This is a genomic window from Sulfitobacter sp. M22, from assembly GCF_021736025.1.
Taxonomy (GTDB): domain Bacteria; phylum Pseudomonadota; class Alphaproteobacteria; order Rhodobacterales; family Rhodobacteraceae; genus Sulfitobacter; species Sulfitobacter litoralis.
Genome location: NZ_WMEC01000001.1, coordinates 1,822,685 through 1,840,222, shown reverse-complemented (window position 1 = coordinate 1,840,222; position 17,538 = coordinate 1,822,685). Strand labels below are relative to the sequence as shown.

General features: G+C 61.2%; 12 protein-coding genes and 1 pseudogene. 3 read left to right on the top strand and 10 right to left on the bottom strand.

What is annotated here, in order from left to right:
* Positions 1 to 17: 17 nt before the first annotated feature.
* Complete coding sequence (gene lepA / locus GLP52_RS09045) at positions 18 to 1,817, top strand: translation elongation factor 4 (RefSeq protein ID WP_237272217.1); 1,800 nt, start codon at positions 18 to 20, stop codon at positions 1,815 to 1,817.
* Positions 1,818 to 1,867: 50 nt separating this feature from the next.
* Here lepA and GLP52_RS09040 read toward each other — a convergent pair whose 3' ends face one another.
* The 6 genes from GLP52_RS09040 to GLP52_RS09015 are packed head-to-tail and all read right to left on the bottom strand — an operon-like array spanning position 1,868 to position 7,853.
* On the bottom strand, positions 1,868 to 2,617 hold the full coding sequence (locus GLP52_RS09040; RefSeq protein ID WP_237272216.1) for a polysaccharide deacetylase family protein: 750 nt from the start codon (positions 2,615 to 2,617) through the stop codon (positions 1,868 to 1,870).
* The gene (locus tag GLP52_RS09035; RefSeq protein WP_237272215.1) at positions 2,614 to 3,753 is read right to left on the bottom strand and encodes a glycosyltransferase family protein; all 1,140 of its coding nucleotides are present in this window, start codon (positions 3,751 to 3,753) and stop codon (positions 2,614 to 2,616) included. The genes GLP52_RS09040 and GLP52_RS09035 overlap by 4 nt, the downstream gene beginning before the upstream one ends.
* On the bottom strand, positions 3,750 to 4,331 hold the full coding sequence (locus GLP52_RS09030) for a histidine phosphatase family protein (protein ID WP_237272214.1): 582 nt from the start codon (positions 4,329 to 4,331) through the stop codon (positions 3,750 to 3,752). Before GLP52_RS09030 ends, GLP52_RS09035 begins: the two co-directional genes overlap by 4 nt.
* Positions 4,328 to 5,404: a glycosyltransferase family 4 protein gene (locus GLP52_RS09025; protein ID WP_336885924.1), complete on the bottom strand. Its 1,077-nt coding sequence runs from the start codon at positions 5,402 to 5,404 to the stop codon at positions 4,328 to 4,330. The genes GLP52_RS09030 and GLP52_RS09025 overlap by 4 nt, the downstream gene beginning before the upstream one ends.
* A complete protein-coding gene (locus GLP52_RS09020) occupies positions 5,404 to 6,651 on the bottom strand; it encodes a glycosyltransferase family 4 protein (RefSeq protein ID WP_237272213.1) in 1,248 nt (415 codons plus the stop codon). The genes GLP52_RS09025 and GLP52_RS09020 overlap by 1 nt, the downstream gene beginning before the upstream one ends.
* Positions 6,648 to 7,853, bottom strand: a complete 1,206-nt coding sequence (locus tag GLP52_RS09015; RefSeq protein ID WP_237272212.1) for a glycosyltransferase family protein — start codon at positions 7,851 to 7,853, stop codon at positions 6,648 to 6,650. The genes GLP52_RS09020 and GLP52_RS09015 overlap by 4 nt, the downstream gene beginning before the upstream one ends.
* A 411-nt stretch (positions 7,854 to 8,264) precedes the next feature.
* Here GLP52_RS09015 and GLP52_RS09010 point away from each other — a divergent pair.
* Both GLP52_RS09010 and GLP52_RS09005 read left to right on the top strand, forming a co-directional pair.
* Positions 8,265 to 10,698: pseudogene (locus GLP52_RS09010) on the top strand (mechanosensitive ion channel family protein).
* A 78-nt stretch (positions 10,699 to 10,776) separates the two neighbouring features.
* Positions 10,777 to 11,547: an MBL fold metallo-hydrolase gene (locus GLP52_RS09005; RefSeq protein WP_093733436.1), complete on the top strand. Its 771-nt coding sequence runs from the start codon at positions 10,777 to 10,779 to the stop codon at positions 11,545 to 11,547.
* 73 nt (positions 11,548 to 11,620) lie between these two features.
* On the opposite strand, the gene GLP52_RS09000 is transcribed toward GLP52_RS09005, so the two are convergent.
* Genes GLP52_RS09000 through GLP52_RS08985 form a run of 4 tightly spaced genes read right to left on the bottom strand, consistent with a single transcriptional unit; the run spans position 11,621 to position 17,490 of the window.
* Positions 11,621 to 12,775, bottom strand: a complete 1,155-nt coding sequence (locus GLP52_RS09000) for an ABC transporter permease (protein WP_093733437.1) — start codon at positions 12,773 to 12,775, stop codon at positions 11,621 to 11,623.
* A complete protein-coding gene (locus tag GLP52_RS08995; protein WP_005851921.1) occupies positions 12,772 to 13,800 on the bottom strand; it encodes an ABC transporter permease in 1,029 nt (342 codons plus the stop codon). The genes GLP52_RS09000 and GLP52_RS08995 overlap by 4 nt, the downstream gene beginning before the upstream one ends.
* Positions 13,797 to 15,722, bottom strand: a complete 1,926-nt coding sequence (locus GLP52_RS08990) for an ABC transporter substrate-binding protein (protein WP_237273511.1) — start codon at positions 15,720 to 15,722, stop codon at positions 13,797 to 13,799. The genes GLP52_RS08995 and GLP52_RS08990 overlap by 4 nt, the downstream gene beginning before the upstream one ends.
* Entirely contained in the window at positions 15,715 to 17,490 is a 1,776-nt protein-coding gene (locus GLP52_RS08985; protein ID WP_237272209.1) for an ABC transporter ATP-binding protein, read from the bottom strand. The genes GLP52_RS08990 and GLP52_RS08985 overlap by 8 nt, the downstream gene beginning before the upstream one ends.
* Between the last annotated feature and the right edge of the window lie 48 nt (positions 17,491 to 17,538).

The following is a 17,538-nucleotide window of genomic DNA, read 5'->3' as shown; positions in this document are numbered from 1 at the left end:
CACCATATCGTTGATCCATGATACCACTTTCACATATCCGCAATTTCTCCATCGTCGCCCACATCGATCATGGTAAATCCACGCTCGCCGATCGCCTGATCCAAGAGACGAACACCGTTTCCCTGCGCGATATGAAGGCGCAGATGCTCGATTCGATGGATATCGAGCGCGAGCGCGGGATCACGATCAAGGCCCAGACGGTGCGGATCAATTACACGGCCAAAAATGGCGAGGAATATATCCTCAATCTGATCGACACCCCCGGTCACGTCGATTTCGCCTACGAGGTTTCGCGGTCCATGCGCGCGGTCGAAGGGTCGCTGCTGGTTGTCGATAGTACCCAAGGCGTAGAGGCGCAGACGCTTGCCAACGTGTATCACGCGATTGACGCGGATCATGACATCGTGCCGGTCCTGAACAAGATCGACCTGCCCGCGTCGGACTGCGACCGTGTTGCCGAGCAGATCGAAGACGTGATCGGCATCGATGCCTCCGAAGCGATACGTGTTTCGGCCAAGACAGGTCAGGGCATTGTCGAAACGCTTGAAGCCATCGTGCACAAGCTGCCCGCGCCTACCGGCACGCAAGACGCGCCGCTAAAGGCCATGTTGGTCGATTCATGGTACGACAGCTATCTGGGTGTCATCGTTCTGGTGCGGATCATGGATGGTCAGCTGAAAAAGGGCGACCGTATCCGCATGATGCAGAACGGGTCGGTGCACCACGTTGACCGCATCGGCGTTTTCCGCCCCGCCATGACCGAAATCGACAGCCTCAACCCCGGTGAAATCGGTTTTCTGACCGCGTCGATCAAACAGGTGCGCGACACGCGGGTCGGCGATACGATCACGCACGAGAAAAAAGGCACCGAGACCCCGCTGCCGGGCTTTAAACCGGCGCAGCCCGTGGTGTTCTGTGGTCTGTTCCCCGTGGACGCCGCCGAATTCGAAGACCTGCGCGACAGCATCGAAAAGCTGGCACTGAACGACGCGTCCTTCAGCTTCGAGATGGAAACATCTGCCGCTCTTGGTTTCGGCTTCCGCTGTGGTTTCCTCGGCTTGCTGCACCTCGAGGTGATCCGCGATCGGATCGAGCGCGAGTATGACATCGATCTGATCACAACCGCGCCATCGGTTATCTATGACATCCACATGAAAGACGGCACAGTCGAGCAGTTGCACAACCCCGCCGACATGCCCGACCTGACTTTTGTCGATCACATCGAAGAGCCGCGGATCAAGGCGACGATCCTTGTGCCCGACGACTATCTTGGCGACGTGCTAAAGCTCTGTCAGGACCGCCGCGGGATGCAGATGGACCTGACATATGCGGGCAGCCGCGCCATGGTGGTCTATGACCTGCCGCTGAACGAAGTCGTCTTTGACTTTTATGACCGGCTGAAGTCGGTCACCAAGGGCTATGCCTCGTTCGACTACCAGATGATTGGCTACCGCGAGGATGCGTTGGTCAAGATGTCTATTCTGGTTAACGACGAACCCGTTGATGCGCTCAGCACCATGGTGCACCGCGACCGCGCCGAAATGCGGGGCCGTGCGATGGTTGAAAAGCTCAAGGATTTGATCCCGCGGCACATGTTCAAAATCCCTATTCAGGCGGCCATCGGCGGGAAGGTGATCGCGCGCGAAACCCTGAGCGCAATGCGCAAGGATGTGACCGCGAAATGCTACGGCGGCGACGCATCGCGCAAACGCAAACTGCTGGACAAGCAGAAGGCGGGTAAGAAAAAGATGCGCCAGTTCGGCAAGGTCGACATCCCTCAGGAAGCGTTCATTTCCGCGCTCAAGATGGACAACTAAGGCAAGTTATTCAAAAGGGGGCGCATTAAGCGCCCCCTTTTTTCGAACGATTAGGGCAGGCTACGCATATCCGCTGGTACCGCCCCACCGTCCAGCAGCCGCGCCAGAAAGGCGTGGGTGAACCCCCAGATATCTTCGTCATGCACCAAGTGGTGGGTCAGAAACCCCAGCGGTTCCTGTGGGTCGGCCAGGCCGTTGCGGCGGTCCTGAAGCAGCTTGGTGATATCTGCGATCAGCGTGACCGGCGGGACAAGGCTGCGTGTGCCGCGCCAGAAAATCGGGTCGATATGGGTATTGATCTGCACCAGCCCGCTGGCGGCGATCCGGTCTTTGCGTGGCAGATAGGTCGATACCCCGACATAGCCCGCCTGCGCCAGAACCGGCAGCAACCCGTCGTCCAACCTATTCCACGGCGGCACAAAGACCGGCAGCAGGTCGTCGCGAAACAGGCTTTGCATCCGGTCCAACCCTTGGGTCAGCTCGTGCGCCGCATCAGGGCGGGGGTGGCCGAACTCTGCCTTTTTCGCCCCTTCGGGCGCGTGGCTGATATGCTGCCAGCCGTGAACCAGCGGTCGGACCAGCGGGCGCTCTTGGCAAAGCTGTGCCAGCGCGGGGTCTGCATGCTTCGGGATCACGGCGATATGCACGGGGAGTGAGAGGTCACCCGCCATTGTAGCCAGACGGTCCAACGCAGGCGTCGGCGCAATGGCATCATCGTCACGCCACCAAAGCGGCAGGGTCAGCCCATGCGCGCGCCACACGGCAAGCTCGGTGTCTAGACGGGACCAATCTACTGTCATGGCGCTGTCTTTCTGAGCGATTCGGTCAAGGTGACGGTCATCGCCGCCCCGTCAAACCCGTCGGTCCGTGCAGGGCGAGGCGTATCGGCCAGTACCGTGTGCAAGGTGGACAGCAACGCATCCGGCGTCAGGGCGGCACTGCGCAGCACCTCGATTCCCGGTAGCACGGCGAGAGCATCGGCCCGAAGCCCCTGTTCAACTTCATTGCCTGCATCAAAGGGCACAAACACGGCGCGCACCCCGCTTTGCAGCACGTCCAGTGCGGTGTTATACCCGCATAGCGACACCGAAGCGGCGGCGTGATGCAACATCTGCCGGAACTCGGGGCGGGCGGGTTCGATCATGACATTCGGGGGGGCATTCTGCATCAGTTCGGCGCTGCGCCGCGCAGCGTCCTGACCACCCAGCAGCAAGCGCCATACCCTATCCGGATCGCGCGCCGCAGCCGCAAGGCAGGTGTCAAAGACATGCGCCCCGACGTCGCCACCACCGGCGCTGACGATGATCTCACCTTCACCCAGCTGGTCGGGATGGGGGCTGGCGGCGGGCGGTGCAACGAAGCCGGTATAGTGCAGTTTGTCCTGCAACGCGAGTGACACCGGCCAGCTGAGCGACAGCGGTGTGACGTCGCCGTCTGCGTGCACCATCACCGCATCATAGTATTGCGCGATCAGGTCATCTGCCAGCTGCGCCTTGGCGGGTTTCGACGGCGGGGCGAGGATATCCCGAACCGAGGCGCAGATCAGCGGCCGCACGCGCAGCGCCTGTGCAGCGTCAAGTAGGGCGACGAATTCTGCCTTGAGCGTGCGGCGGCCAAAGGGGAACAGCTCTGTTATCAGAAGATCCGGCTGCGAAGACTTGATATGTGTCACCAGCATCTCGCGCCGTGCCGTCATGACCGCATCCGAGGCGACGTCCCCGCGATCATCCAACAAACGCGCGAAATCCACTCCGTCGGACCGCAGGGGCGGCAATTGCACCACGTCAACGCCGTCCCTGTTCAACTGTGGCGCAGGCATCCCGCCCGAGACGACCTGCACGTCATGCCCCGCCGCCCCATAGGCACGGCCTAGGGTCAGGGCGCGAGCCAGATGGCCGGTGCCCAGCAGGTGGGTGACGATGATGCTGACCTTCATAAACGCGGCTCCAGTCGGATCGGGTCGGGCAGGGCGGACCAGCCGCTCGGTGAAATCACTAGGAGATATAAGCGGTTGCGCTTGATCTGAAAGGGGGCGGGGCCGTCAAAGTCCCAGCCGGTCGCATGGGCCAGCAGTACGCGCATGACGCCGATATGACAGACAGCGACGGTATCGCGGGTCAGGGTGCCCGCCCAAGGGATCAGTCGTGTACGCAGGCTATCGGGGCTTTCGCCGTCCGGCGGGGTATAGTGCCATCCCCAATCTTCGATGTCGCGAAATCCACTGGCCGGGTCTGCCTTCAGGTCGGTGCCGTGCAACCCTTCCCATTGGCCCCAGTTCATCTCCATCAGGGCAAAGGAGGTCTCTGGCGTGCGCGCTGCGACAAGCTGGGCGGTTTCAACAGCGCGGGCCAAGGGGCTTGATGCCAGATCGGCGCGGTCCCAAGGCGCGGGTAGCTGTTGCGCGGCCAGTTGCGCACGCGCCTCGTCGTCCAGCGGGATATCCGTGCGCCCCTGAATCCGGCCAGCGCGGTTCCACGCCGTATGGCCGTGGCGGAGCAGGGCAAGGTGGATCACGGGTGCACCCCGCAGTCGGCCAGCCCCGCCAGCAAGGTCGCCGTGGCCGAGGGTAGCAAATGCTGGCGGGCGACAAAGGCGCGTGCGGCAGTGCTGCGCTGCTGGCGCATCGCGTCATCTGTCAGCAGCGCTGTGATCTGGGATGCCAGCGGCGCTTCCCCATCCTGAGGCGCGGGATAGGCGGCAGGGGCCAGTACATCGCGCACGCCGGGGCGGTCTTGCGCCACGACGGGCAGACCCGCAGCTTGCGCCTCAAGATAGGCCAGCCCGAAGGCTTCGTTCACACCGGGCCAGAACAAGAGCGCGGCCTGTTGATAGGCCTGTGCCATCGCCGCCGCATCAAGCTGGCCCAGAAATCGAACCGCGTTGCCAAAGGGGGCCAGCAACGTCGCGACTTCTGCGCGGGCGGGGCCGTCGCCTGCGATGTCTAAACGCCAAGTATCGGGGGGAAGCAGCGCCAGCGTGTCGGCAATGATTTGGTAAGAGGCGCGCTTGTCGCCTCCGCGCAGCATGCCGACGGCCAGCATGGGGCCGTTCAGCGTCGAGGGCGGTGGCAAGGCTTCTTGTGCCAAAAACGGGCGCAGATGGACGAGGCGTTGGTCCGGCGTCTGGTCGCGGCGCAGCGTTTCGGCATCCCGGTGGGTCAGATAGAAGATCACATCCGCCGCGTCACTAGCGGCCTCTGCGGCTTGGGCAAAACCGGCCCAAGGACCGGCCAGACGTTTGCGCGCGCGACTGGATTCGACAAGTAAATAGGGTATGCCCAAGGCCCGTGTGACAGCGGGGCCAATGAGGTCAGGTGCCTTGTAGTAATTATGATAGGTGATCCACGCCTGCCAGCCCTCGGCACGACCACGGGCGATTGCGTTTATGATTTCGGTCTGTGCGGCGTCAATGAGGTCGCGTTGAACTGCGCTGTCGCCTGCGCCGTCGCGGCTGCGCAGGGTGCTGGCCATCGCAACTGTAGCGCCGCCACCGTTCAACGCCGCGATCAACCCCCGTGCCATCGCACGATCCCCCGACGGCACAGGATGATCCGGCGACTTTAACGGAGCGTAGAACGCGAGCTGCATCAGCCGACCTGTGCCAGCATCGCGTTCAGCCGTTTGTGCAACTGACGGATGCCCGGGGCCATGGTGAATTCGGCGTGCAGGCGGTCGTGGGCTGCCTCGGCCAGTCGCGGGCCAAGCGCAGGGTCATCGGCGAAACGCCGCATCGCATCGGCCAAGGCGGCGGGGGCGTCATCGCTGAGTAGGCCGGTACTGCCGCTGGTGATAAATTCGGGGATGGCTGACACTGGCGTGCTGAGCATAGGGAGCTTCTGGCTCGCGGCCTCCATCAACACATTGGGCAGGCCGTCGCGGTCGCCGTCTTTGGCAATACGCGACGGCAGCACGAACAGGTCGGCGGCCCGCATGGCGTCGATCACCTCTGGCTGATCGCAGGCCCCGCGCCACGTAATACGGTCGTTGATTCCATGCGCCTCTGCCCGCGCTTGCATCGTATCTGACAGGTCACCGCCGCCGATGTGGGTCCAGTGCCAGTCAAAGCTTTCTGGCAGCAGCGCTAGCGCGTCGATCAGATTATCAAAGCCTTTTTTCTCTACCATGCGCCCGACGGACATCATCTGGAACGGATCGATTTTGGCGCGCTGGACCCGTGTTGGGGGTTTGGGAAAACGTGCCAGATCAAGCCCGTGATAGACCAGGTCAATCCGGTCGGGATCGCCAGAGAGACTGCGCAGATGTTGCGCATTGAAATCTGTGCAGGTGGCCCCGAAGGCGGCTCCGCGATTGGCGGGGTCAAGCTTTTCGCGCAGTTCCCACTCGGGCGAGGTCCAGATGTCCTTGGCGTGTGCAGAGAAGCTCCACGGCAGTCCGCGCAGGATCGCCGCGTATCGCGCAACAGACGAGGGCGTATGCAAGAAATGGGCATAGATGCCGCGGGTGTCGGCGGGTAGCTCATGTGCCATGACGCAGGCCTGCCCAAAGCGGCGACGGCGGTTAGGGGTATCGTCGCGTGCCAGATCCTGCTGAAAGACATCCCACGCGGCAGCGTAGCCAGGCATGGACTGCGCGGCGTCCTGCGCTGCGGCCACGCGTTCGGGATCGTCGCGCAGGTATTCGGGCAAGTAACGCACACGCGCCTTCAGCCGGTCGTGCAAGGGGTGGGTCTTGACATCGGTCGGGTGGCGCAAAGACCATATGTCAAACCGCAATCCCGCTTCTTCTAGCGCGACGAGCTCTTGCGCGATGAACGTCTCTGACAGGCGCGGCCAGCCTTTGACGACAATGGCGAGGGGGGCAGGGATATCGGTCATGCGGCACCATCCATCAAGGCGCGGCCCCGTTCGACAACCACGTCCAGCCCGTCCAGCAGACCGTTCGCACCCGCCTGCGATGGTTTGTTCTGATGGGGCAGGTTGCGGATCGCGGCGATCATCGCTTGTGGCGTCATGCCGTCGCGGGTTTCGTCAAGCATGCGGACCAACCCCAATTCTTCGGCACGGCTGGCACGGATCCATTGTTCCAGGCGCGGCACGGTGCGGGGCACGATCACGGCGCGTTTGTCAAAGGAAAGCACTTCGCAAAAGGTGTTATAACCGCCCATGCAAACCACGCCCTCGGCACCGACATACAATTGCTCAATCCGGCTATCAAAACCAAGCGCGGTTACGCGTCCACCCAGCTTGGCCACCCGCGCATCAAAGGCTTCGCGCACGTCGCCCGAAAGGAAAGGCCCATAGATCAGCTTGGCATTGGGGGTCAGGTCGGGGTCTTGCTCGTAGGCGTCCAGCACAAGCGACACCATCGCGGCCCCGTCACCACCCCCACCGGGGGTAATCAATACATAGGGCTCTTCGGCCGGGGGTGTTTCTTCGGGGGCTTCGCGGCGTAGATATCCTGTCCAGTGCATCCGGTCATGCGCCGCCTGTGACAGGGGCAAACCCTTAGTCGGATCATAGACGTCGTGCATGCCATAGACCCAGATTTCGTCATAGTATTTCTCTGCCGCTTCGACGGCACCTTTACGTTCCCATTCGGCGGCCAGTACATCCGGTTCGTCCAGAACGTCGCGCAGGCCAAGCACGACTTTGGTCGTGCCGTTTTCGCGCAGCCAGTCAAGGCCGGGCAGCAGCTCTCCGCGAAAGCCTGTGGGCTCTTTGTCGACGATCAGCAGGTCGGGGGTATATTCTTCAAGGGCCGTACGTATCAGGTTGGCCCGCAAAGAGGTAACCTGGTCGATATCAAGATGCAGCGACTGCGCCACATAGCTGCCGTCAACCAACTTGGTCACGCCGGGCAGACGGATGTGGTCGACCCCTTTGGGAAATGTAAACCGCCCTGCTACAGGCGATCCGGTCAGGATGATGGCGGAGGCGTCTTCGTCCCCATCCATCAACGCAGCGGCCAGTGCCCGCGAGCGGCGCAGGTGCCCCAACCCAAAAGTGTCGTGACTGTAAAAAAGGACCCGCCGCGCTGGTTTGCCGTTGCGGGTATTCTTCGAGACCGTCTGGCGCATGGGCCGATCCTAACTTGGTCAAATATTCTTGGCCGCGCCTATCAGTCGGGCGGCGAGAAAGCGTTTATTGTCGAAGGCAGGTGAACCCGTCCCGCCCGATGCACCCAGAAACCGAATACACTCACATCACCATGGTCTGCCGGCCGAACAGGCCAGTGAAAATACCTTAGGCATCTCTGGCGAACATGTCATGCATTTCAGCACCTTCCGCCATCGTCGACCCTGAGTGGGCTGCGAAAGCCGGCATTTGAACGGGGCAAGCCCACCAGAAGCTGCGGCGCCTGTCATGGTCGTCTTCCTTCGCGGTTCATTGTCAGGGGAACTAGGTGGGGCCGCGGGGTTCATATTGCAATGGTAACGGGGGTCGCATAGCGTTCTACTCCTGCTCTCCCACATCACGAGCGAGGACTTATGCGGCATTTTATCTTCACCCTGCTCATGTCGCTTTGGTTCATACCCCTAGCTAACGCATCAATGGCGCAAGGGGTTCTATCCCTTTTGCCAAAAGCGCAAGAAAAAGCCGCCAGCGACACAGATACCGACGCCGTACGGCTGCAAGAGGTCATCAGACAGGCTGCCGAAAGCGGCGTGAGCGTGGTGGTCGTCGACAGCGCAGGCGGGCTGCTGAACCAGCCTGCGCCCGCCCGAACCGGCGAGGGTGCCCAGCCAGAGGACGCGCTGGCAACTGACGCCTCGCCGCTGATGCATCTGCAGGAACGGGGCAACCAGTTCCGCACCGCTTTGATCAAGCGCATCGTGCAATTGCCCGACGCGATCAACGAGGTCGTCTATATCCTGCGCGCCGCTAGCCCGGATGGCACGCTGTGGGCCTTTGGTAAGACGCTTCTGATTGCGCTCGCGCTTTTTGCTGTCGGGGTCGTGGTCGAGGTAGAGGTTTTTGGCAAACGGATCGCGCGCAGGTTTGTTACCGCCAAGGTTCAGGAGGCCCCCGTCGGCTATGCCGAAAACGATGCCGTTCCTGGTGTTTCGCTTTTTTATGGGTATCATCGGCGTGCTGGTGTCGATGCTGGTCGCCTATGTCCTCGGGGCGTTGTTGTTCGGCCCACTTGAAGATACCGCGATCCAGTTCACTGCGACGTTGATCAACATCGGCTATTTTGTCTGTCGCGTGGCGGCAGGGCTGTGGCGGATGATCCTGTCGCCGTTCCTGATGCAATACCGCATTCCGGTGTTCAGCGACCGCGATGCCAAACGCCTGCATCGCTGGCTGTGGATAATGGCCAGCCTAGACACTTGCGCGATCCTGTTCGGGATATGGATCGGAGAGCTGGGACTGAACTACGACGTCTACGCGTTCATTGCGTCGCTGATGTCAGCGGCAATTGTGGTCGCGAATATCCTGATGATCTGGGTCAACCGGCGGGCCATTTCAAACGCGCTTCGGCAGGGCAAACCCGCCTCGGAATGTAGCGCGGTTGGGCGCTTCATGTCGCGGGCCTGGGCCCCGCTGGTGGTGGCCTATGCGCTTTTCGCCTGGGTCGAACTGACCTATGATCTGGTGCTTGAAAACCCTAGCTCTGTGCCGCTTATCGCGGGGGCTTACGGTATCTTGGTGTCGATCATCGTAGTCTACGGCGTGATCAACTATGCCATTGAACGCGGCTTTGCACGCGCGCGGATGATGCGGCGCCTGAATGCGCTGCGCCGCGAGAAACAGGCCGGTATTTTGCCGGACGATGGCGATGCGATAGCCGCAGATATCACGGGCGCGGATGGCACGAATGCGCTAGATGCTGCCGCTGAACAGGCCGCATTGACATCGCGTCAGAGCCTGACCAGCTTCGAGAGTTTGGCCCGGCGGGTGGCCGGTATCCTCGCTTTTGTCAGTGGGGCTTACGCGTTTTTCTATATTTGGGACACCGAAGCCACCGTAATGGTCGAAAGCCACGCGGACAAGCTGCTCGACGTGATGGTAATTTTGTTTATCGGCTACGTCGTCTATCACGCCTTCCGCATCTGGATCGACAGCAAGATCGAGGCCGAAACCGCCGACCAGCCCGAGGCAGAGCTGGGAGACGAAGGCAGCGGGGCGTCCTCAGCCAGCCGGTTGGCCACGCTGCTGCCGCTGTTTCGCAACTTTGTCCTGATCGTCCTGATCGTGACCATTGCTCTGATCGTGTTGATGGAATTCGGGATCAACGTCGGCCCGTTGTTTGCGGGCGCGGGGATCGTCGGTGTTGCTGTCGGCTTTGGCAGTCAGGCGCTGGTGCGCGATATCTTTGCCGGTGCATTCTTTCTGTTCGATGACGCTTTTCGCAAGGGCGAATACCTCGACGTGGGCGGGGTGAAGGGCACGGTCGAAAAAATTTCGGTTCGGTCGTTCCAGCTGCGCCACCATCTGGGTGCATTACATACTATCCCCTTTGGCGAGCTACAGGTAATGACGAATTATAGCCGTGACTGGGTGATCATGAAGCTGCCCTTGCGTGTGACCTATGACACGGATGTCGAACGGGTTCGCAAGCTGATCAAAAAGCTCGGCATCGAACTGCTGGATGATCCGGTAATCGGAGATAACTTTATCCAGCCGCTCAAATCGCAGGGCGTCATCGAAATGCAGGACTCTGCGATGATTATCCGGGTCAAGTTTATGACCAAACCGGGGGATCAATGGCTGGTGCGCAAGAAGGTCTACGAGGAAATCCGCGCCCTGTTCGAACGCGAAGGCATCCGTTTTGCCCACCGCGAAGTCACCGTGCGTCTGGCAGATGGAAAGGTGCAGGACCTTAGCGATGAGGAACGCAACGCGGTGACCGCCGCAGCACAGGCATCGATGGAAGAAGAGGCAGAAGCAAGCCCCGTGCAAAGCGAGGACGACCGTTAGTCGCCTTTGACGCAGTTGTGACATTGAAACGGGCTCCGCTGGCGCTAGCATCTAGGCATCTGCAACAGGAGAGTTCCTATGAAACAGTCCAGACGCCAATTCCTCGCGACCACAGCTGCTACAGCCGGTGTTGTGACGCTACTGCCCTATGCCGCACAAGCCGCAGCCCACGGCGGCAACATGTTCCCCGTCAGTGGTGGCGAAGTCAAAGTTCACCCCGTCGACCACGCGTCCTTCGTGATGGAGACACCAGCCGGTGTGATCTATTGCGATCCCGTGGGCGATGTTGCGAACTACAGTGATTTTGCCACGCCCGATCTGATCCTGATCACCCACGAGCACGGGGATCACTACAATGCCGAAACGCTGGCCGGTATCGTTGGTGACAACACGCAGATCATTACCAACCCTGCCGTATTCGACATGCTGCCCGCCGCGCTTAAAGCCAAGGCGAACGCGCTGGCCAACGGCGAGAACGCGATGTTCAACGAAGTATCAATCGAGGCGATCCCTGCCTATAACACCACCGAAGAGCGCAAGCAGTTCCACCCGCAAGGCCGCGACAACGGCTACATCGTGAACCTCGCCGACTTCCGTGTCTATATTTCCGGCGATACAGAAGCGACGCCGGAGATGCTGGCGCTAGAGGATATCGATCTGGCGTTTGTTTGTATGAACCTGCCGTTTACCATGGACGCGACCTCGGCTGCAGCGGCAGTGTCGACGTTCAAACCCGCGTTCGTCTACCCCTATCACTACCGCGGGCGCGATGATGGCACGCAAGACCCCGCCGCCTTTGCCGCCATGGTCGGCGAAGGGATCGAAGTCAAAATGGGCGACTGGTATTAAGCCAGCGCAGCGGGGGGCCAGCCCCCCGCACCCCCCGGGATTTAGACCATTTGGAACTGAAGGCCCCGGTGGGTCAGGATTTATACGGATCAAGACTTGCGCGCAGACCATCGCCCAAGAAGTTGAACGCCAGCACCACGACAATGATCGGCAGCATGGGAATAGCGGTCCACCAGTAGATTTCGATGCTCGCCAGATTTTGCGCGTCATTCAGCATGACGCCCCAGCTGACGGCGGGCGCGCGAAGACCGAGCCCCAGAAAGCTAAGCGCGGTTTCCCCAAGGATCATTGCCGGGATCGATAGGGTCGCGCTGGCGATCAGATGCGACATGAAATTCGGCAACAGGTGTTTGCGGATCACCCGCGCCGGGGACGCGCCCATCATCTCGGCCGCTTTGACGTATTCCTCTTCACGCAGGCTCAGGAATTTTGACCGCACCGCCCGCGCCAGCCCGGGCCAATCCAGAATGCCGAGGATGATCGAGATGATAAAGAACACCGACACCGGCCCCCAGTTCGACGGCACCGCCGCCGAAAGCGCCAGCCAGAGCGGGAGTTCTGGTAGTGACCGCAAAATCTCGATCGCGCGGTTGACCAGCCAGTCGGTCTTGCCGCCGAAGTAACCGGCCAAAGATCCAAAGAAGATACCCAGCACAAAACTGACCGTGATGCCGATCAACCCCACCGTCAAAGAAAGCTGCGCACCATAGAGGATGCGGCTGAACACATCGCGCCCCAACCGATCCGAGCCCCAGAGAAACACCGTCGCGCCGTCAGGGGCGCAAAACAGGTGGGTGTCGCTGGGGATGAGCGCAAAGAGGTGGTAGGTTTCACCCTTACAAAAATACTCAATCTTGCGCGGGTTGCTGGTATCGGTGTCGTAGACCCAGCGGAAATTCACCAGATCCGCAGTGCCCGTCGTCTCGTATACAAAGGGGCCGATGAAACTGCCCTCGTGCCAAAGGTTGATGCTTTGCGGTGGCGCGTAGATGTGTTCGGCATTGCGCTCGTTTGGTGTGTAGGGCGCGATGAACCCCGCCACTGGCAAGATCAGATAGCAGAAGGCCAGAAACAGCCCGGATACCAGCGCCAGCTTGTGCCGCCGGAACTTGCGCCACATGAGCCGTGTGACAGAGGCGTCCATCTCGGCCCGCTCAAGCGCGGAAAGATCGCCGTCGTCGGTCCAGGGGGTTGTGTCGACAAAGCGGTTGTCAGGCTGGATGCTCATGAGCTGCGTGCCCCGTAACGGATGCGCGGATCAAGCAGGACCAGCAGCATGTCAGAGATCATCGTGCCGATCAGCGTCAGCAGGGCTACGAACATCAGGATGAACGCCGCGAGGAACTGGTCTTGGGACTTTAGTGCGACCAGCAGATAGGGCCCGATGGTTTGCAGGCCCAGCACCACCGATACCAGCACGGAGCCCGATACCATAGCAGGCAGCAGGTTCCCGATATCGGCGACAAAGGGGTTGAAGGCCACGCGCAACGGGTATTTCGACAGCAGCCGTGCGGGGCCCATGCCCTTGGCCTTGGCGGTTTCCACATAGGGTTTATCAAGCTCGTCGAGCATATTCGCCCGTAATCGCTGCATCATTGCGGCGGCACCGGCGGTGCCGATCACAAAGGTCGGGACGATCAGGTGCAGCAGGACGGAGCGTACTTTTTCCCATGACATGGGCTGGCCCTCAAGCTCGGGGGCCATAAGCCCGCCAATCGGCAGGTCAAAGTATTTATGGCCATAATAAAACAGGATCAGCGCCAACAGGAAGTTCGGTGTCGCGAGCCCGAGGTAGCCCAGAAAGCCGGCGGTATAATCGACCCAAGTCTCGGATTTGGCGGCGGCGAGCACCCCAAGCGGCAAGGCGATGAGATAGACAAACAACACGGCGGCGAGATTGACCAGCACCGTCATCCACAGCGCATCGCCGACGATTTCGCCTACGGGGCGATCGAATTCGAACGACCAGCCGAAATTGCCCTGGATCAAGCCGGCGAACCCCTGTGGCCCCGGCACCATGCCGACCCAGATCAGGTATTGTTTCCAGATCGGTTCATCCAGCGCGTATTCGTGGCGCAGAAACTCGGCCTTGGCGACGCCTTCGGCCTGACCCGTGGCGCGCAGTTCGGCGATCTGGTTCGACAGATAATCGCCGGGCGGCAGGTTGATGATGACGAAGACCAGTAGGGAGACCACCCAGAGGGTCAGCAGCATGGTGATGAAACGCCACACGGCGTATCTGAGGAAGATCATCGGCTTACCTGCACATGGGGGTCTTGGAAGTAGAATTCATCGATGCGGTGAATGCCGAAATGCGCGCCGGGATCAAAGGCCCAGATCCCATGCTCCGGTACATTCATCAGATCGTTCGAGACGACGACGGGTTGCGGGGCCTCGGCCAGCAAGCCGATGGCGAATTGCTGTTCGGCGTGGATGGCGAGCATCCGCTTCCAGATGTCTTCGCGCATCTGTGGGTCGTCGGTGTGGTTCCAGTCATTCGCCAGCAGCATCAGCCGTTTCGCGGGCTGCATATCGGGGGGCGACCCGGCCTGTCCGACTGTTTGGTAGTATTGTCCCCACATCGGCCAGGCAAAGAATTCCTGATTGGTGGGCGCCAGATAGGACGGAGAGGTCGACGGCCCCGGAAGCCCGTTGTCCCAGCCGTACCACACCGACGCCATGGTCCGCCCCGCATAGATCCGGTTGCGCAGGATGTCGCGGTCCAGCGGGCGCATGATCAGGCGGATGCCCAGATCACGCCATGTGTCCGCGATGATCGCCAGCGCGTTTTCTTCCTCACTGCGTTCGCCGGCGGTTTCGATCACGAATTCCATCGGGCGGCCATCGGGCAACTGGCGCAGGCCAGCGGGGGTGCGGTCGGTCAGGCCCATATCATCCAGCAGCGCGTTGGCGTGGGCGAGGTTCATCATCGACCACGAATGCGTATTATCGTCGTTGTAAAGCGCGCTTTGCGACAGGGCGGACATGCCGCCTTCGCTGGCGAGACCAAAGTATAAGGCGCGGTTGATCATCCGCCGATCGATGCCAAGGCTGAGGGCCCGGCGAAAGCGAACGTCGCGCATCACGTCGCGCCAGACAGGGTCGGCGAAGTTCAGGTTGGGATAAATCGCGATCTGGCTGGCGGCACCATTGGCCCACAGCAAGGTGCGGTATTTGCCGCCGTCGACCTCTCCCTTTTTGAGGATCGCCACATCCGGAAAATCGAGCCCGCGTGCCTGCAGGTCGACCTCGCCCGCATTGGCCTTGGCCGCGATCAGCCCGCCGCCGACGACGGTCATCTGCACCACGTCGATATAGGGCAGTTGCACGCCGCGGCTGTCGATGCGGTGGAAATAGGGGTTACGCACGAACAGTTTGCGCGAGCTGTCCGTATCCGACGTATTGATCCACGGCTGTAGCGTTGGCTGCGCGGGATTGTCGAACTTGTACATGTTGTCGCGTTTGTTGTGCAGCGCTGCCCAGCTTTTGACTCGCGCGGATTTGACCTTTTCGATCAGCGCGTCAGGGTCGGCGAACTTCACGTGGAACTGTGACAGATAGTGGGCGGGCCGATAGATGAACGGCGGGCTGGCCTGTGCCAGCAGCGGTAGGAAATTCGGATTGGGGATCTGCCATTCAAACACGACCGTTTGCGCGTCGGGAAAAGTGACCTTGCCCAGCCGGTTGTCCACGATCATGAAATCAGGCGGCCCGCTGGGGGTGATGTCAGGGTCGTTGGCGACATTTTCCCACCAGTATTTGAAATCAGCCGAGGTAAAGGGTACGCCGTCCGACCAGCGGTGACCGGGGCGCAGATGCAGCGTGAATTTACGGCCTTCTTCTACGTCCACGCGGGCAAGGATATCGGGGGCGAGCGTGTAATCAGACTGGTACCCGACCAACCGCGCGTAGCCGTAGACGACCATCTGCCGCACATCCTTGGTCCGCGAGATCAGCGTGCGGAGTGTACCGCCCTGACGACCAAAGCTGCGGCCCTTGGCTTCGAGATCGACGACCAGCGGTTCTGACGGGATACGGTCTTGAACGTGGGGCAGGCTGCCGGCGTTGACCTCTTGCGCCCAAAAGCTACTTTCTTGCAGCACGGGGCCGTTGCTATGTGCGGCAAGGGGGGCAAAGGCGAGGGTCGCGGCGAGGGCAAGGAAGAGCTTACGCATGACAACGTACCTTATGGCCGGGCTCAAGCTCGCGCAGGGCGGGCGCGTGATGGCCTTCAAAGCGGAACTGTTCGGGCCAGAGCGTGGGAGAGCCCGCCCCCTTGGCGACCAGATCAAGGTCAATCGGGCGACTGATGTCGGGTTCGGGCTGTGCCGCGATCAGGGCGCGGGTGTAGGGGTGTTGCGGGTTGTAGAACAACGTGTCGGGCGGGGCCTGTTCGACGATAACGCCAGCGCGCATGACCGCAACCTCGTCCGCGATGCGGGCAACGACAGCCAGATCGTGGCTGATGAATAGATAGCTTAGGTTGGCACGGTCGCGGATGTCTTCGAGCAGGGTCAGGATCTGCTCTTGCACCGACACATCCAGCGCCGAGGTGGGTTCGTCGCAGATCAGCAGCTTCGGGTCGAGCGTCAGCGCGCGGGCAATGGACAGCCGCTGGCGCTGGCCGCCTGAAAACGCGTGCGGGAAACGGCTAAGCATATCAGGGTTCAATCCGACCCACCGCAGCATTTCGGCCGCCTTTTCGCGGCGGTCGCGGGCGGTGCCGATGTTGTGCACCTCCATCGGTTCGGTCAGGGCTTGCTGCACGCGCATACGCGGGCTGAGCGATGAATACGGGTCCTGGAACACCATCTGCGCCTGCCGTTGAAACGCTTTCCGCTCGGCGGGCGACAGGTCATGAACGGCCAGCGGCGGGGCAGCGGGGGCAGGGCGAAACAGCACCTCGCCGCCAGCATCGGGGCGTTCGGCCCCCATCGCGATGCGGGCGCAGGTGGTCTTGCCCGACCCACTTTCGCCAACAATCGCGAGCGTCTTGCCACGGGGCAGCTGTAGGTCAACGTGCTGGCAGGCGGATACGGCCACCGGCTTGCGCCAGCCGCCCGCCCGCATGGTATAGGTCTTGGATACATTGCGCAGTTCAAGGATCACGTCGTCGGCGGGTGTCTCAGATGCAGGGGCAGGGGCGGCCACGGCCGGGATCATCGGGGCGGCGGCGAACAGCTTGGCGGTGTAGGGGTGGGCAGGGCTGCCCAGCACATCCTGTGCATCGCCCCGTTCCATCACGCGCCCCTTGTGCATCACGACGACTTTTTGCGCCATATTTGCCACGACGCCCAGATCGTGGGTCACAAGGATGACGCCCATGCCGGTTTCAGCCTGTAGCGACCGGATCAGCCCGAGCACCTGCGCCTGCGTCGTCACATCCAGTGCCGTCGTCGGTTCATCCGCGATCAGCAGCTCGGGCTTGGCGACCATGGCCATGGCGATCATCGCACGTTGGCGCATCCCGCCTGACATCTCGAACGGATAGCTTTTCCAGGCGCGCATTGGATCGGCAAAGCCGACCTTTTCGAACTGCTGCAAAACCGCGCGTTTGGCCGCACCGCGCCCCATGTCGCGATGTAGACGCAGCACCTCGGCGACTTGGTCACCAATACGGTGCAAGGGCGACAAGGACCGCATCGGTTCCTGAAAGATCATTGAAATGCGGTCGCCCCGAATGGCGCGCATCTGTTTCTCGGGGAGCGCCAGAAGATCGACGGGGCCTTCGGCTCCGTTAAATCGGATCGAGCCGCCGCGCATCTGAGCTGCATCCGGCAGCAAACGTAGTACAGACCGGCATGACAACGTTTTGCCCGACCCGCTTTCGCCCACCAGTGCAAGGGTCTCGCCTGCGTTCAGCGCAAAGCTGACGCGATCAACGACGGGCGGGCCGGCACCGAAACCGATCGACAGATCATTTACTTCAAGAAGGGGGGCCATGGTCATCCCAAGCGCATCAAAGCGAAAATTACCAACCGAGTGAAGCCG

Bases quoted from the DNA above. Each gene is read 5' to 3' on its own strand.
- GLP52_RS08995 (WP_005851921.1), bottom strand. From the start codon at position 13,800: ATGATCTTCCTCAGATACGCCGTGTGGCGTTTCATCACCATGCTGCTG.
- GLP52_RS09015 (WP_237272212.1), bottom strand. From the start codon at position 7,853: ATGCGCCAGACGGTCTCGAAGAATACCCGCAACGGCAAACCAGCGCGG.
- GLP52_RS09005 (WP_093733436.1), top strand. From the start codon at position 10,777: ATGAAACAGTCCAGACGCCAATTCCTCGCGACCACAGCTGCTACAGCC.
- GLP52_RS09020 (WP_237272213.1), bottom strand. From the start codon at position 6,651: ATGACCGATATCCCTGCCCCCCTCGCCATTGTCGTCAAAGGCTGGCCG.
- lepA (WP_237272217.1), top strand. From the start codon at position 18: ATGATACCACTTTCACATATCCGCAATTTCTCCATCGTCGCCCACATC.
- GLP52_RS09000 (WP_093733437.1), bottom strand. From the start codon at position 12,775: ATGAGCATCCAGCCTGACAACCGCTTTGTCGACACAACCCCCTGGACC.
- GLP52_RS09035 (WP_237272215.1), bottom strand. From the start codon at position 3,753: ATGAAGGTCAGCATCATCGTCACCCACCTGCTGGGCACCGGCCATCTG.
- GLP52_RS08990 (WP_237273511.1), bottom strand. From the start codon at position 15,722: ATGCGTAAGCTCTTCCTTGCCCTCGCCGCGACCCTCGCCTTTGCCCCC.
- GLP52_RS08985 (WP_237272209.1), bottom strand. From the start codon at position 17,490: ATGGCCCCCCTTCTTGAAGTAAATGATCTGTCGATCGGTTTCGGTGCC.
- GLP52_RS09025 (WP_336885924.1), bottom strand. From the start codon at position 5,404: ATGCAGCTCGCGTTCTACGCTCCGTTAAAGTCGCCGGATCATCCTGTG.
- GLP52_RS09040 (WP_237272216.1), bottom strand. From the start codon at position 2,617: ATGACAGTAGATTGGTCCCGTCTAGACACCGAGCTTGCCGTGTGGCGC.